14 protein-coding genes and 6 tRNA genes are annotated in these 14912 nt (G+C 36.3%); 14 read left to right on the top strand and 6 right to left on the bottom strand.

The window, feature by feature from the left end; all coding sequences use genetic code 11:
- Window positions 1-7: 7 nt before the first annotated feature.
- Genes prwr041_RS11725 through prwr041_RS11715 form a run of 3 tightly spaced genes read right to left on the bottom strand, consistent with a single transcriptional unit; the run spans window position 8 to window position 1655 of the window.
- Window positions 8-469, bottom strand: coding sequence for a DUF4293 domain-containing protein (locus tag prwr041_RS11725; protein ID WP_207153942.1), 462 nt, complete (start codon window positions 467-469; stop codon window positions 8-10).
- A complete protein-coding gene (locus prwr041_RS11720) occupies window positions 469-807 on the bottom strand; it encodes a DNA-directed RNA polymerase subunit omega (RefSeq protein ID WP_018463315.1) in 339 nt (112 codons plus the stop codon). Before prwr041_RS11720 ends, prwr041_RS11725 begins: the two co-directional genes overlap by 1 nt.
- Before the next feature lie 8 nt (window positions 808-815).
- A complete protein-coding gene (locus prwr041_RS11715; protein WP_207153941.1) occupies window positions 816-1655 on the bottom strand; it encodes an outer membrane protein assembly factor BamD in 840 nt (279 codons plus the stop codon).
- A gap of 142 nt (window positions 1656-1797) precedes the next feature.
- On the opposite strand from prwr041_RS11715, the gene uvrB reads away from it, so the two are divergent.
- The 14 genes from uvrB to prwr041_RS11645 all read left to right on the top strand — a co-directional run bounded on the left by uvrB (window position 1798) and on the right by prwr041_RS11645 (window position 11724).
- Window positions 1798-3840: an excinuclease ABC subunit UvrB gene (gene uvrB / locus prwr041_RS11710; protein ID WP_207153940.1), complete on the top strand. Its 2043-nt coding sequence runs from the start codon at window positions 1798-1800 to the stop codon at window positions 3838-3840.
- 108 nt (window positions 3841-3948) lie between these two features.
- Complete coding sequence (locus prwr041_RS11705; protein WP_207153939.1) at window positions 3949-4758, top strand: DUF4468 domain-containing protein; 810 nt, start codon at window positions 3949-3951, stop codon at window positions 4756-4758.
- A 10-nt stretch (window positions 4759-4768) separates the two neighbouring features.
- A complete protein-coding gene (locus prwr041_RS11700) occupies window positions 4769-5020 on the top strand; it encodes a mechanosensitive ion channel protein MscS (RefSeq protein ID WP_207153938.1) in 252 nt (83 codons plus the stop codon).
- Entirely contained in the window at window positions 5017-7335 is a 2319-nt protein-coding gene (locus prwr041_RS11695) for a putative porin (protein ID WP_207153937.1), read from the top strand. Before prwr041_RS11700 ends, prwr041_RS11695 begins: the two co-directional genes overlap by 4 nt.
- 19 nt (window positions 7336-7354) lie before the next feature.
- Entirely contained in the window at window positions 7355-8272 is a 918-nt protein-coding gene (gene menA, locus prwr041_RS11690) for a 1,4-dihydroxy-2-naphthoate octaprenyltransferase (RefSeq protein WP_207153936.1), read from the top strand.
- 21 nt (window positions 8273-8293) lie between these two features.
- Entirely contained in the window at window positions 8294-8926 is a 633-nt protein-coding gene (locus prwr041_RS11685) for an HD domain-containing protein (protein ID WP_207153935.1), read from the top strand.
- Window positions 8927-8993: 67 nt separating this feature from the next.
- Window positions 8994-9066: transfer RNA gene (locus tag prwr041_RS11680), tRNA-Thr, on the top strand.
- Window positions 9067-9074: 8 nt separating this feature from the next.
- Window positions 9075-9147, top strand: a tRNA-Gly gene (locus prwr041_RS11675).
- Between the two features lie 118 nt (window positions 9148-9265).
- Window positions 9266-9709 carry a T9SS type A sorting domain-containing protein gene (locus prwr041_RS11670; protein WP_207153934.1) on the top strand — a complete coding sequence of 148 codons (444 nt, stop codon included), beginning with the start codon at window positions 9266-9268 and terminating at the stop codon, window positions 9707-9709.
- 130 nt (window positions 9710-9839) lie between these two features.
- Window positions 9840-9912 (top strand) — tRNA-Lys (locus tag prwr041_RS11665).
- A 33-nt stretch (window positions 9913-9945) separates the two neighbouring features.
- A tRNA-Lys gene (locus prwr041_RS11660) sits at window positions 9946-10018 on the top strand.
- 251 nt (window positions 10019-10269) lie between these two features.
- Window positions 10270-10356: transfer RNA gene (locus prwr041_RS11655), tRNA-Ser, on the top strand.
- A gap of 25 nt (window positions 10357-10381) precedes the next feature.
- Window positions 10382-10453 (top strand) — tRNA-Glu (locus prwr041_RS11650).
- 59 nt (window positions 10454-10512) lie between these two features.
- Window positions 10513-11724, top strand: coding sequence for an L-serine ammonia-lyase (locus tag prwr041_RS11645; protein WP_207153933.1), 1212 nt, complete (start codon window positions 10513-10515; stop codon window positions 11722-11724).
- Between the two features lie 19 nt (window positions 11725-11743).
- Here the strand turns inward: prwr041_RS11645 and prwr041_RS11640 are convergent, their stop codons facing one another.
- The 3 genes from prwr041_RS11640 to prwr041_RS11630 all read right to left on the bottom strand — a co-directional run bounded on the left by prwr041_RS11640 (window position 11744) and on the right by prwr041_RS11630 (window position 14806).
- Window positions 11744-13165, bottom strand: coding sequence for a choice-of-anchor Q domain-containing protein (locus prwr041_RS11640; RefSeq protein ID WP_207153932.1), 1422 nt, complete (start codon window positions 13163-13165; stop codon window positions 11744-11746).
- A gap of 102 nt (window positions 13166-13267) precedes the next feature.
- The gene (gene panB, locus prwr041_RS11635; protein WP_207153931.1) at window positions 13268-14086 is read right to left on the bottom strand and encodes a 3-methyl-2-oxobutanoate hydroxymethyltransferase; all 819 of its coding nucleotides are present in this window, start codon (window positions 14084-14086) and stop codon (window positions 13268-13270) included.
- A 60-nt stretch (window positions 14087-14146) separates the two neighbouring features.
- Window positions 14147-14806: an HAD family hydrolase gene (locus prwr041_RS11630; RefSeq protein WP_207153930.1), complete on the bottom strand. Its 660-nt coding sequence runs from the start codon at window positions 14804-14806 to the stop codon at window positions 14147-14149.
- Window positions 14807-14912 lie beyond the last annotated feature (106 nt).

Genomic DNA, 14912 nt, shown 5'->3' with positions numbered 1-14912 from the left:
TGTATTACTATCTAATTCTATCAGCAGCCCTAACGAGCTTTTCATCTGCAATTATTGAATGACGTGCCATAATATACAAAACTATTGATATAAATGGCAGACAAGCCGTAAATGCGAAGTGCAAAGTTTGATTTTCAAATGCAAGACCACCTAACATTGTGAAATACATATATGCCACATACCACAAAAGTATCAGCAATATATTAACAACACAGAGACGAGCTTGAAACTTTCTGTCATGAAACTTGAATATTGCCCACAAGTTGATAGGACAAGTAAGTAAAAGAATCACAAACAGAGGACACACCTTAAAATCTAATGCACCACTTCCGTTCTTTATCCACAAATTATATACATCTGTATTTACGCCCATACCAGTTGGTTCAAACACCGCAACCGGCAAAGAAAGACATACAATAGTGAGAATAAGAGCTACAAGCAGAAATAAAGTCTGTCTACGCTGTATCATTAGTTCTCGTTATTAACAGTATCCTTTGCAGGATCACGCCAATAAATGTTACCGTCTACAAATTCCTGAGTAGCCAACAAGATTGGCTTAGGAAGTTTCTCATAATAACGTGAAATTTCAATCTGCTCGCGATTTTCAAACACTTCCTCAAGAGAATCATTGTAAGAAGCGAACTCTGCCAATTTTTTGTTAAGTTCTTGTTTGATTTCAACAGAGATCTGATTTGCGCGTTTAGCTATGATAGCTACACTCTCATAAATATTACCAGTTTCGTCACATAGATCCATAATGTTACGAGTGACTGTGTTCACTGGTGCTTTTGACTTCTTGTAATCCATTTATTTGTTTATTTATCGTTATTATTTTCTCCAGTATATTTCTTGCATTTCTCAATAAATTTTTGAGCTAAATTCTTATCCTTTGAATCTGGAAATTCATTAAGGAAACCATAACACTCATCTTCTGCATCCTGATATCTGTCAAGGCGTTTCTCGTCAACACTCTGTTCAGCAAGTTCAAACTTACTCTTCATAATTAAAACAGAGAAATCTTCACGCATACTTGTATAAGGGTAATCCTTAAGAGCATTCTGACTAGTTACAATGCAAGCCTCATAATTATTGCCACCATCAGTGCAATTACCGAAATAAGGGCCAAGGTTATAATATAGTCTTGCAGAATAAAGTTCCTTCAAAACCAACTTATCTTGCAACTCGAACAATTTCTTTTGAGCAGACTCTTTCAACTTTGCATCAGGATATAAGTCTAAATATGTTTGAAAAGCAGAAATAGCAGAAATAGTCATAGATTGATCAAGACGTGGTTCCGGAGTACTCATATACAAGCTAAGTCCCTCATAATAATGTGACATCTCTGCCAAATATCCTTTTGGATATGACTGATAATATCGCTTGAAAGCTTGAGCAGCCCCTTCATAGTCCATGCTATTATATTCAGCCATAGCTAACATATAAAGACTTTCCTGGGCATTGTCTGTTCCCTTTTCTATTGTAATAAGATCTGTAAGCAACGTTATAGCACGCGTGTACTTACCATTAGCATAGCATTCTTTAGCGTACTCGTATTTATACTGATAATCATCAGTCTTATAAACCTTATTGAATTCACTGGCGCAACTTGAAAAAAGCATCGCCAGGCATATTGGGAATAGACTATATTTCTTCATATTTAAATATATTGAGATGCAAAGTTACTTACTTTTCCCTGATTTACAAAGTAAATAATACACTTTTTCGCAATTTATTAGTCTTTATAACTCATATTAGCTGATAATTTAGTATTTTTGCAGTTTACATAAGGGATTTGACATGGATTTTAAACTAACTTCAAAATATAGTCCAACCGGAGATCAGCCGGAAGCTATAAAACAATTAACTGAAGAATTACAACAAGGAGCACCTGCTCAAGTACTTCTTGGAGTGACAGGATCAGGAAAAACGTTTACAGTAGCTAATGTTATTGCCAACATAAACAAGCCTACCCTTATATTAAGCCACAACAAGACTCTTGCGGCACAGCTTTATGAAGAAATGAAAGGATTTTTTCCAAATAATGCTGTGGAGTATTACGTATCATATTATGACTATTACCAGCCAGAGGCTTATCTGCCATCTTCTGATACATACATAGAAAAGGATCTTGCCATAAATGAAGAGATTGACAAACTGAGATTGAGTACTGTTTCTGCCTTATTGTCAGGACGCAAGGATGTTGTTGTCGTGTCTTCTGTATCATGCATATATGGTATGGGCGGTCCAGCAGCCATGCAGGAAAGCGTAATAAAAATAAAAAAAGGACAGACTATAGACCGCAATGAATTTTTGCGACAATTAGTTAGTGCTCTCTATGTAAGAAATGATATTGAATTGCAACGCGGAAACTTCAGGGTAAAAGGTGATACAGTTGATATCTTTATGGCCTATAGCGACAACGCTCTTAGGGTGACATGGTGGGATGACGAAATTGACAGCATAGAAGAAGTTGACAGCATTACATTTCATACCTTTACATCATTTGAAGAATATGAAATATATCCAGCAAATCTTTTTGTCACGACGAAAGAACAGACTGAACTAGCCATAAGACAAATTCAAGATGATCTTACAAAGCAAGTAAACTACTTTAGCGAAATAGGAGATAATATTAAGGCTCAGAGAATTAAAGAGAGAGTAGAATATGATATGGAAATGATGAAAGAGCTCGGTCACTGTAGTGGAATAGAAAATTATTCAAGATATTTTGATGGCAGAAATGCTGGAGAAAGACCTTACTGCCTTTTGGACTTTTTCCCTAAAGATTACCTAATGGTTATTGATGAAAGTCACGTAAGCGTTCCACAAATCAGCGCTATGTATGGTGGAGATAGAGCCAGAAAGCAAAATCTTGTTGAATTTGGTTTCAGACTTCCAGCTGCATTTGACAACCGTCCTTTGAGATTTGAAGAATTCCACGAATTAATAAACCAAATTATTTACGTTAGTGCCACTCCTGCCAACTACGAAATTGAGGAAGCTGAAGGTGTTGTCGTTGAGCAGATTATACGACCTACAGGATTACTTGATCCAGAAATAGATGTCAGACCATCTGAAAATCAGATTGACGACCTTATGGACGAAATCCTTACTAGATGCAACAAAAATGAGAGAGTTCTTGTAACTACATTGACGAAACGAATGGCAGAAGAACTTACAGAATATCTTTTGAACCATGACGTAAAGGCCAATTATATACATAGTGATGTGGCAACTCTTGACAGAGTAAGAATAATGAATGATTTAAGAGCTGGTGTTTATGATGTTCTTGTTGGTGTAAACTTACTTCGTGAAGGACTTGATTTGCCGGAGGTTTCATTAGTTGCGATTCTCGACGCAGACAAAGAAGGATTTCTGAGAAGTCACAGAAGTTTGACTCAGACAGCCGGACGTGCAGCACGAAATGTCAACGGAAGGGTTATTATGTATGCAGACAAAATAACTGATAGTATGCAACGTACTATTGACGAAACTGCAAGACGACGTAGCATTCAGCTTAAATATAATCAAGACCACAATATTACTCCTCAGCAGATTACCAAGAAGATTGGTTCATCACTAGCAATGGGCAATGACACGAACAATGCTTCAGGTAGGGGTGGTAACAATATAGCACCAAACGCATATATTGAACCTGAGTACGGTACTTTTGCTGCAGATACAATTGTGAAACACATGTCACACGATGAACTGCAACGAAGTATAGACAACACAACGGAGTTAATGAAAATGGCTGCTAAAAATCTTGACTTCATTCAGGCTGCTCAATATAGAGATGAAATTATAAGGTTGCAAGACCAGCTAAAATTAAAGGAGTAAATCTATTAATTATAGTTAAGTTTAAGAAATCTACCTACACCTATCTAATTGCTCTCATCTTTTTTTATTACTTTTGCCGTAATTATATTATTGTAATAAATTAGCATTATGAAGAAATTATTTATATTGTCACTCTGCTTTTTGCCAATTTTGGGAATTGCACAAGATATTAAGACAACACAAAGTAATACAAAAATTGAACAACTAAAGGCTGAGGCCGCCAAGAAGGCTGCAGAAGCTAAGAAAGCAGCAGAGGAAGCACAAAAAGCTGCCGATGATGCATTGAAAGCTGCCAAAGAATTAGAACAAGCTACTTCAAATAACAAAAAAGATGATAATAGTGCTTCTGAATGGACGGTTCCAACACAAGCACCAAAAACAAATACAGTTGTAAAAGAAGAAATTCCTGAAGAAAACTCCAAATACCTTGCAGGAGCCGTACCTGAAGAGAATGGTAACGTTGTATTTTCGCTCAACGAAGATTTACCCGGAATGGACGCTAGCGAGATATACGACAAGCTTTATTCTGCGATCAGTTCAATAACAACTGACGCTAATCAAACAAATAGCAGAATTGCGCTCGTAAACAAAGAAAAACATATTATTGCTGCAAAGTGCATTGAATGGCTTGTTTTCTCAAACAACTTTCTGTCTCTTGACAGAACAGAGTTTTCATATACTATCATTGCAGAATGCGATGACAACAAGGCTAAAGTCACAATAAGCCGTATTAACTACAACTACGAACAGGGTCGTGTTACAGGTTTCAAAGATTCTGCCGAAAATCTGATTTCTGATAAGGAAAGCATCAATCGTAAAGGAAAAATGAACAGACTTAACGCTAAGTTCAGAATCAAGACTATAGATCGAATAAACGAAATTTTCAATAATATAAAATTGACATTAGAACAAAAATAATAAAAAGATTATGGAAGAAAATATAAATAAAGACGAGAGAGAATACGCTGTTAAGCCACATCATACTCAGCCGAAATTAAATAATGGCAAAGATTCAATGTTTAAATATCGCAATATCATAAACGTTGCATTTATGGTGTTGGCTATTACTGGAGTAATAATTTACACAAAATCAGATTTTAAGATTACAGGTGCAGTGGTACTTATCATTGCGGTAGTATTGAAATTTATCGAAGTGTCACTACGAATGTTCCATAAATGAAAAGAATATTATTTATAGTCGTCCTCCTTCTTTCGGTATCTAATATATTCGCCCAATTCAATGATAACGGTTCTTACAACCAAATGGACGAAGCAGGAAATATTACCAAACGAGGAGGCAAAAATAAAATAGATTCATTAGGCTCTGACAAAGAAATACCAAAGGGTATTAAGGTTTGGACAATAGACAAAAGGTTTGGTGACAGGACAGATGCTGTACTTGACACCATTCCTCATATGTTTATGAATTCAATATTCACAACTGGCATGCGAGGTGAATTCAATACCACCGGTAACCTTGGTGCGCCACGCATCAACCGTGTATTTATTGATCGAGTCAATACTGGACAGTTTATCTTCACACAACCTTATGACTTTTTCATTACGCCTGAAGACAAATTCGATTTCACCAACACATTGTCACCATTTACTAATGTTACGTATAATAATGCTGGAGATAGAATAAATGGAGAAGATCATTTCACGGCTAAATTCGGTGTCAACGCCGGTAAAAAGCTTGGAGTTGGCTTTAAATTTGACTATCTATACGGTCGTGGATATTACCAAAACCAAAGTGCGTCAAATTTCAACTATACGATGTATGGTTCATATATTGACGACAATTACCAAGCACATCTTCTTGTCTCTACAAATCATCAGAAGATGGCTGAGAATGGAGGTATTAAAGACGATAATTACATAAAGCATCCCGAAAGTTTTAGTGATAATTATGCAACCAACGAGATACCAACTGTATTAGAAAAGAACTGGAATAGAAATGATAACCAACATATTCTGTTCACACAACGCTACAACATTGGTTTTAGTAGAAAGGTGAAAATGACTGAAGACGAAATCAAGGCGAAGAAATTTGCGATGGAGTCTAAAAAAGAAAACGCCACTGCAGAGAAAAATAAAGATAATAAGCTTAATGACAGCCCCAACGAAAAAGAGCCAAAATCTTTTGCCGGAAGGCCTGACAATGCAAAGATTGCCGGCACAGAACCAGACAAAAAAGAGAATACCAGCAAACGTTTATCAATCAGCAAAGAATCAGCTGACAGTATTCTCTTAGCAGAGAAAAATACAAAAAAAGACACCGCATGGTTAAAAAATGAGTTCGTTCCAGTAACAAGTTTTATTCATACGTTGGAATTTAACAACTACACACGTATATATCAAGCTTATGAAACTCCAGACAAGTTCTATGCAAATACTTATAAAGTAGACGAAAAGCTATCAGGCGACTCTATATACGATAAAACGAGCCATTACAGTCTTAAAAATACATTTGCAATATCTCTTCTTGAAGGATTTAATAAATGGGCGAAATCTGGAATCAAAGCATTTGTAACATCAGACTTACGTCATTTCACACTCCCCGACTCTATTGGTACAAAATCTTACAATGAGCATAATATAAGCATTGGAGGAATGATAAACAAGACGCAAGGAAAGACATTCCATTACAGTGTTATCGGTGAGACTTGGCTTACTGGTGCAGATGCAGGACAAGTGAAATTTGATGCTACAGCAGATCTTAACTTCAAGCTATTTGGCGACACTGTAACTCTTGCGGCAAGCGGCTTTTTATACAGACTGAATCCAACTTTCTACTATCGTCATTACCACTCAATGCACTATTGGTGGGATAATAACGATTTGGACAAGGTTATTCATTCACGTATTCAGGGTGTGTTTAGCTATAAGAAGACGCGCACGTCACTACGTGTAGCAGTAGACGAAATAAAGAATTATACTTATTTTGCATCTTCGTATACAATAGACAAAGATCTAAATAGACTTGGCAACGCCATTACTGTGAAGCAAAATAGTGGAGCAATAAATCTCATAACAGCTTCGTTATCACAGGATTTCACACTAGGGCCTCTTAACTGGGAGAATGAAATCACGTATCAAAAATCAAGCAACAAAGATGCTCTTCCTGTACCGGATTTGAACATATACAGTAATTTGTATCTTAGATTCAAGATTGCACATGTACTGAAATGTGATTTGGGTAGTGATGTTAGATATTTTACGGAATATTATGCTCCAGAATATATCCCTGGAATTGGACAGTATACAGTACAGACAAATACAAGTACAACAAACGGAACAGATAGCAGAGTAAATATAGGAAACTATCCTATCGTTAATGTTTACGCTAATTTTCATCTAAAGCATACACGTTTCTTTATAATGATGAGTCATGTTAATGCAGGAAATGGAAACAAGAACTACTTCCTGAGTCCCCACTATCCACTAAACGAGAGAATACTCAGAATTGGAATAAGTTGGAATTTCTTTAACTAGAAACAGGAAAGAGGTAAATATGAATAATCAAAATATTATAACTAACAGCTTCAAGGCATGGATACTCGCGGCTAGGCCAAAGACTCTTACTGGTGCAGCATTACCTGTCATTGTAGCTTTAGCGCTTGTCTTTAATAAAACAGGAGTAACCGGCTTCAACATAATACCAGCAGCTTTATGTTTTCTATTTGCAATAATAATGCAAATTGACGCAAATTTCATTAATGATTACTTTGACTGTATTAAAGGAAACGATGATTCAGAAACTCGTCTTGGTCCCAAAAGAGCATGTTCTGAAGGCTGGATAACATTAAATGCCATGAAATACGGCATTATTGCAACTACGCTCATAGCATGCGTTATTGGTTTGCCACTTATACTTTATGGTGGTATAGAAATGCTTTTAATAGGATTTATATGCGTTGTTTGTTGTTTTCTATATACCACAATGCTGTCATATCTCGGTCTCGGAGACGTATTGGTTATTGTGTTCTTTGGGATAATACCAGTATGCATAACATATTATGTTGTAGTACCCTTTATACAAAAAGATATACAGCTTAATGTGTTTGCCGCCTCAATTGGTTGTGGATTAGTTATTGATACCTTATTAATAATAAATAATTATAGAGACCGAGATAACGATAAACATGACGGCAAGATAACACTAATAGTTAGGGTTGGTGAGAAAATAGGTGAAAGATTATATTTCTTTATTGGTTTTATGGGAGCAATCGCAATGTGTTTTGCCGCATATATCACAGGAAAGAATCTGATTTTAACAGCACTACCTTTATTATATGTGCCTATGCATTACTTAGCATATCGTAAAATGATCAGAATAAAACATGGAAAAGAGTTAAATTCAATATTAGGACAGACATCACGAAACATGCTTATATTCTGTGCACTTTCTGCCCTATCAATCTTACTATAACGAATAAATATCTATACTATAATGCAACAAGTATCACTAGAGATAATGGAATTCATTGAAAGAAACATTCTTCCAAAATACAACGACTTCGGCAAAAGCCATGGGCTGCAACATGTAATGAGAGTTATTGATAATTCCATTCAACTGGCACACCAAACAGGCGCGGATGTCAATATAGCATACGTCATTGCTGCTTACCATGATTTAGGCATGAGTGGTCCAAGAGCAATACACCATATAACAAGCGGTAAAATTCTATCTTCTGATAACAGACTTAAAAAATGGTTCAGTGATGACCAACTAAGGATAATGAAAGAAGCTGTAGAAGATCATAGAGCGAGCTCCAGTCATGTACCACGCAGCCTTTATGGGAAAATAGTAGCTGAAGCAGACCGTGATCTGGATCCTGAAACTGTTTTTACAAGAGCGGTAGAATTTGGTCTTGAAAACGAACCAACTAAAAATAAGGAAGAACAATGGACACGCTTTCAAAAGCACATGAATGAGAAATATTCATGTAACGGATACATTCACCTATGGATTCCAGGAAGTCCAAACGCTAACAATCTGAAAACCATACAAAATATCATAAGTGATGACGAGTTACTAAGGACCGAATTCGAAAGAATATATGACAAAGAAATTGTTGAATAAATTTGGACCTTTAGAAAAAATCAATTACCTTTGCATTCCGAACACCAAACATTAATTTGATTTCATTGCCGATATGGCTCAGTTGGTAGAGCAATTCATTCGTAATGAATAGGTCCCGGGTTCGAGTCCCGGTATCGGCTCAGATATTGCGGCATTAGCTCAGTTGGTAGAGCGTCGGCTTCCCAAGCCGAAGGTCACGGGTTCGACCCCCGCATGCCGCTCAATGAATATTAGCATTAGGTTAAAATTCTTCAAAAATAGCATTATATTCTTCAAAATAGTAACATACTAAACAATTATTTAGTATATTTGCGACTATATTGTTTATAATAGTTGCCTATGAAACACATTATTGCCATATTTTTGACGCTATTCATTTCGACAAACACATTTGCCGGAAGTGATAAAAGTGCGATTAGCATTAATGGAAACAAAGCAGAGAAGAGCGTTACAGAAATAAGTTATGAGGATTCTATCATAACGCTACATTGGAGTGACAACACTATAATGACAAACAAACTTGCGGCAACAATGGCAAAACTAGTTTCTAATTATGACATCGACAAAGCTTACATTGCATCTATTGGAGGTATTTATGACAATAGTATAATTGTAAGTGGTACAAAAGGTGGATCTAATATTAATATATACAATGTTGAAGGTAAAAAAATTCAGGACATGCCTACAAATAATGATCAAACATTTATAGATATAAGCAAACTAAATACCGGTATATATCTACTACAAGACAACAGCACAATTATTAAATTTATAAAGCGTTAATATACACAACTTTATAAATACCAATTAATATTTTTTTGAAAAAAGTCTCTAAAAGATTTGGCAATTAATAAAAAAGGACGTACCTTTGCACACGCAATTCAGAAATATGATTTCTGGGAGAGTTTAATATGCGCCCTTAGCTCAGTTGGTAGAGCAACTGACTCTTAATCAGTGGGTCTAGGGTTCGAATCCCTAAGGGCGCACAAACACAACTCAGAAACAACAAATTGCACCAAGCGCCCTTAGCTCAGTTGGTAGAGCAACTGACTCTTAATCAGTGGGTCTAGGGTTCGAATCCCTAAGGGCGCACAAATCAGAGAGAGAACTTTTGTTCTCTCTCTTTTTATTTACATATACTTTCTCTATCCTATTCTGCCAACTCACGTTTTCTCCTAAAAGATAAAATCGCTAACCATACTGATTTTCAATATAATACATTTTTAATGAAACTTTTTTCAAAAAAAATAGCTAAAAGATTTGGTAATATAGGAAAATAGAATTACCTTTGCACCGCATTTAAGAACAATGCTTGTTTATCGGTAACGATATCAATCCTTATTGGAAGGATGGGTGAGTGGCTGAAACCAGCAGTTTGCTAAACTGCCGTGCGAGTAATCGTACCGGGGGTTCGAATCCCCCTCCTTCCGCACGCAAAGTTCAAGAATGCACAATGGTCGATTCATCTAATGGTTAGGATACAAGATTCTCAATCTTGGCATAGGGGTTCGATTCCCCTATCGACTACAACAAGTCCTGCAAATCTTAAGATTTGTGGGCTTTTTTCATTTTTAAAGCTTTAGACAATGGAATCTATTAAGGAAATTTTTCGCATTGGCATAGGTCCTTCTAGTAGTCACACTATGGGGCCTCAAAAAGCAGCAACCATCTTTGCAGAACGCCACAAAGATGCATCTTCATTCAACGTTATTCTATACGGTTCACTTGCTGCAACCGGAAGAGGACACATGACCGACATTGCTATTGAGGATGTATTACGTCCTATTGCACCGGTCCAGATTTCATGGAAACCTAGAACGTTTCTTCCATTTCATCCTAATGGAATGAAATTCGTAGCTTACGACATTGACGGGAAACCCATTGATGACTGGACTGTCTATAGTGTTGGTGGTGGTGCATTGTCTGAGGGGAAAGGAGACGATGACTATTTCCGAACAAAAGATGTATATCCTCTTAACTCTCTTGATGAAATCAAACAATGGTGTGATAACACTGGTTGCAGTTATTGGGAATATGTAGACATTCATGAAGATGATGATATAAACGATTATCTTCTACAGATATGGCAGGTAATGAAAGATTCAGTAGAAAGGGGATTAAATCATGAAGGTGTTCTTCCTGGCCCACTTCACCTACCGAGAAAAGCTTCAACATATAATGTTAAGGCTAGCGGCTACAAACAATCGTTACAAAGCCGTGGATTGGTTTATTCTTATGCTTTAGCTGTAAGTGAAGAAAATGCATCAGGAGGTGTGATTGTCACAGCTCCTACTTGTGGTGCATGCGGTGTAGTACCTGCAGTACTGTATCACATATACAAATCTCACAACTTCAGCGACAATAGAATTATACGAGCTCTTGCAACTGCTGGACTGTTTGGTAGTATAGTAAAGAAGAATGCTTCGATAAGCGGAGCTGAAGTTGGATGTCAAGGTGAGGTTGGAGTCGCCTGTGCTATGGCTTCCGCAGCTGCATGCCAGATTTTCGGCGGTAGTCCAGCACAGATTGAGTACGCTGCAGAAATGGGACTAGAACACCATTTAGGCATGACATGTGATCCTGTATGCGGACTAGTTCAGATTCCATGCATCGAAAGAAATGCCTTTGCTGCCACACGTGCTCTCGACGCACAATTATATGCATCATTCAGTGACGGAAGTCACCGTGTAAGTTTTGACCGAGTTGTTAACGTCATGAAGCAAACAGGACATGATTTACCTTCACTTTACAAGGAGACAGGAGAAGGTGGATTAGCAAAAGGATATAGCGACAAATAAGATATTTAGACACAATAGATTAATACTCATAAGCTCCGACATCTGGAATACCAATGCGTTTTTTACCATTGCGATCAGAAGTTGGAGCTGTTGTTTTATCAGCTTTATTTATTGCGGCAGATTTAGCTGAGAGATGGAAATCATAATACTGATTGTCTGCATCTATTTTAACAAAATGATTTTTCCCCACACTATCAGCATTAACAGTAGACTCATAAATAACATTACTAAAATAAACACTATCAGAGGTTGAAACAACTGGGGTCCTTATAATACTATTACTGAATTTATAATTAAAATCCTTACCTGCCGTCTTCCCCCCATACAATTGATCGTCTGCATATCCAGTAATAAGACTATTGTATACAGACATAGATTTCAGAGCATGATTTGAAAGAAAACAGAAAGCTACATCACGATTAGAATCAAATGGATAGAACTGAGCTATAGTACAGGCATTTATAATCGCCTTTCCACCATCAATATAAATACAATTATTCAACGTGTTGGTTATCTGGGTGTTCAACAAAGCTATATTACTGTTTACAGACTTCAATCCATATCCCTGACAATTATGAATAGTTGATTCTTCTATATTTAGCTTTACATTATCTACATCACTACTATCACAGACGATTCCATTAAAAGCACTATGAATATCACAATACTTTATTGAGTTACCATAAGAAGATTCATAAAAATGAACACCTTTCCATTGACCACTCATACGATCGTATGGCAAATAGTCAAACATTTTATCAAGACGACTACCACGAATGACAACCTCGTTGTCGCTACGACCCTCTATATGAAGGCGTCCATAAACATCAATTCCAACAGCTGAATCAAAGTAAAGTACTGAACCAGCTGCAATATTTAGTACAGCGCCCTTAGCTATGGTTATTCCACCAGAAACCAATATTGGTCTGGAACTACCATCTATAGTAGTATCATTATTAACATGTAATGAAGATATTTTTGTCGCATCCCATGACCAAGCCTGCAATTTAATATTCTGCTCTACTCCACTTTCAAGTTGAAATATAAGATTGTCTGAAATCTTTTTAGGTGTAACCTCATTATTTACGGGAGACGTTACTTCTACAAAGATACGCAAACTATCACCATGATATAACATGACATCATTTGCACGATATCCATTCGTCGAATTAAGATACAAACCATTAACATTGACTCTAAATCCTGTTTGGTTTCCAGACTCCAATCTAATGTTACTACATCTTATTCCTGCATTATTCTTATTGTAAACCCAAAAAGATTTTGTAGAAGAAGGAATAGTCGAAAACACGGTATCAAGAGATATGATATCGCCAGAGAATGTCAGTTTGTCTGCCGTAGATGTAGAAAACCTCTCATCATCATTGCATGACAAAAATAACAAACCAAAAGTCAATAAAATAAATGTTATGATTTTGTTCATCAGTGATATAACGCAAACTAAAGAATTTTATTTTGCATATACCATTGATGAACAAATAAATTATCAAGAATTAATGACAATAATATGGTGCCATTAAATAGTTCAATAGCTTTCGTCTACATTAGGGAACGAAGATTCCTTAACTGTACGAATATATTCCTGAACACCATCTGTCATGCATTTGTTAACATCAGCAAAATGACGAAGGAACTTTGGTTTAAATCCTTGTGTCATTCCTAAAGCATCTGCATAAACAAGTACTTGACCATCAGTTCCACTCCCAGCACCAATACCAATAGTTGCGCAACTTACAGCTTTTGTTACCTCATCAGCCAATTTTGCAGGAACCTTCTCTAAAGTAATACCAAAACATCCAACTTCATCTAATGCACGAGCATCTGATAACAGTTTCTCTGCCTCAGCCTCTTCTTTGGCTCTTAATCCATAACCACCAAATTTATGAATACTTTGAGGTGTCAATCCTAAATGTCCTATAACAGGTATTCCTGCATCAATAATTCCCTTTATCGTATCAATAATTTCTATACCACCTTCAAGTTTCAAAGCATCAACACCAGATTCCTTCATAATCTTTATGGCATTGCGTACACCATCTTCCCTACTAATCTGATAGCTACCAAAAGGCATATCACAAACAACCAGACAATGCTTACATGCACGAGCAACTGAACGCGCATGATAAATCATCTGATCTACGGTGATTGGAATTGTATCATCATTACCAGCCATTACGTTTGAAGCAGAATCACCTATTAATATTCCATCTATTCCTGCTGCATCTATAATGCTGGCTGTCGTAAAATCGTAAGAGGTAAGCATCGTGATTTTTTCACCAGCTTGCTTCATATCAACAAATGTCTTAGAAGTAATCTTCTTTTTATCAGTAGATAAGTATCCCATTATATATATTTTATTTTGAGTGCAAAATTACATCAATTGATGGAGATTGCAAAACAAATGTTAATGAAATTTTTCTATCAGCCATTCATAATCAACATTAATATAGTTTTCAATAACTATATCAGAATATTCTTTTATACTTTCGGCTGTATTAGTTGTTGACAGTCCTATAGTGAATTCATGAGCAGCCCTAACAGATTTCAAACCATTAAAACTATCTTCAAAGCCAGCACATTCCTCAGGCTTTACACCAACACATTCTGCACCTTTCAAATAAGGATCAGGATCAGGTTTACTTGCACAAAAATCCTCACTTGTCAAAATGCGATCAAACATACTTCTGAAGTTGTGATGCTGTGCATACACATTATTCATTTTTTCAATATTGCTACTTGTCACAATAGCAGTCTTTATTCCATGAGCACGCAAATCGAGGATAAAAGCCTCAACACCATCAATAAATGGAAAGCTCATTGTCTTTTCAAATTCATTAAGTCGCTGTGTAATAATTGGTTGCTGATCTTTTACATCATCAAAATACTTATCATAAATTTGAACAAGAGTCTGTCCTTTTATATCATTCTCCAATCCAGGAATCTCCGGATGGTAAAGTTGACACTGACTACGCCAGAAGTTTGTGTATTGTGGCTCGGTGTCGAAAATCACTCCATCTAAATCAAATAGAGCGGCTTTAAGTTCTGCGATTTCATTATCTATCATTTTACCTTTTTATTGTAATTGCTATGCAAAGTTACAAATTTTCTTTGTAACTTTGCCCCTATTATAATGAATTTGATAATTGTGCATATAGTAACTTTAATTATAC

Source organism: Prevotella herbatica, assembly GCF_017347605.1.
In the GTDB taxonomy this organism is placed as follows: domain Bacteria; phylum Bacteroidota; class Bacteroidia; order Bacteroidales; family Bacteroidaceae; genus Prevotella; species Prevotella herbatica.
Note: the sequence above shows the minus strand (reverse complement) of the source record. Positions and strands in the feature narration are given on the sequence as shown.

What these genes read in the sequence shown, in the direction of transcription:
- prwr041_RS11725 (WP_207153942.1), bottom strand. Translation starts at nt 469, where the DNA reads ATGATACAGCGTAGACAGACTTTATTTCTGCTTGTAGCTCTTATTCTC.
- prwr041_RS11720 (WP_018463315.1), bottom strand. Translation starts at nt 807, where the DNA reads ATGGATTACAAGAAGTCAAAAGCACCAGTGAACACAGTCACTCGTAAC.
- prwr041_RS11715 (WP_207153941.1), bottom strand. Translation starts at nt 1,655, where the DNA reads ATGAAGAAATATAGTCTATTCCCAATATGCCTGGCGATGCTTTTTTCA.
- uvrB (WP_207153940.1), top strand. Translation starts at nt 1,798, where the DNA reads ATGGATTTTAAACTAACTTCAAAATATAGTCCAACCGGAGATCAGCCG.
- prwr041_RS11705 (WP_207153939.1), top strand. Translation starts at nt 3,949, where the DNA reads ATGAAGAAATTATTTATATTGTCACTCTGCTTTTTGCCAATTTTGGGA.
- prwr041_RS11700 (WP_207153938.1), top strand. Translation starts at nt 4,769, where the DNA reads ATGGAAGAAAATATAAATAAAGACGAGAGAGAATACGCTGTTAAGCCA.
- prwr041_RS11695 (WP_207153937.1), top strand. Translation starts at nt 5,017, where the DNA reads ATGAAAAGAATATTATTTATAGTCGTCCTCCTTCTTTCGGTATCTAAT.
- menA (WP_207153936.1), top strand. Translation starts at nt 7,355, where the DNA reads ATGAATAATCAAAATATTATAACTAACAGCTTCAAGGCATGGATACTC.
- prwr041_RS11685 (WP_207153935.1), top strand. Translation starts at nt 8,294, where the DNA reads ATGCAACAAGTATCACTAGAGATAATGGAATTCATTGAAAGAAACATT.
- prwr041_RS11670 (WP_207153934.1), top strand. Translation starts at nt 9,266, where the DNA reads ATGAAACACATTATTGCCATATTTTTGACGCTATTCATTTCGACAAAC.
- prwr041_RS11645 (WP_207153933.1), top strand. Translation starts at nt 10,513, where the DNA reads ATGGAATCTATTAAGGAAATTTTTCGCATTGGCATAGGTCCTTCTAGT.
- prwr041_RS11640 (WP_207153932.1), bottom strand. Translation starts at nt 13,165, where the DNA reads ATGAACAAAATCATAACATTTATTTTATTGACTTTTGGTTTGTTATTT.
- panB (WP_207153931.1), bottom strand. Translation starts at nt 14,086, where the DNA reads ATGGGATACTTATCTACTGATAAAAAGAAGATTACTTCTAAGACATTT.
- prwr041_RS11630 (WP_207153930.1), bottom strand. Translation starts at nt 14,806, where the DNA reads ATGATAGATAATGAAATCGCAGAACTTAAAGCCGCTCTATTTGATTTA.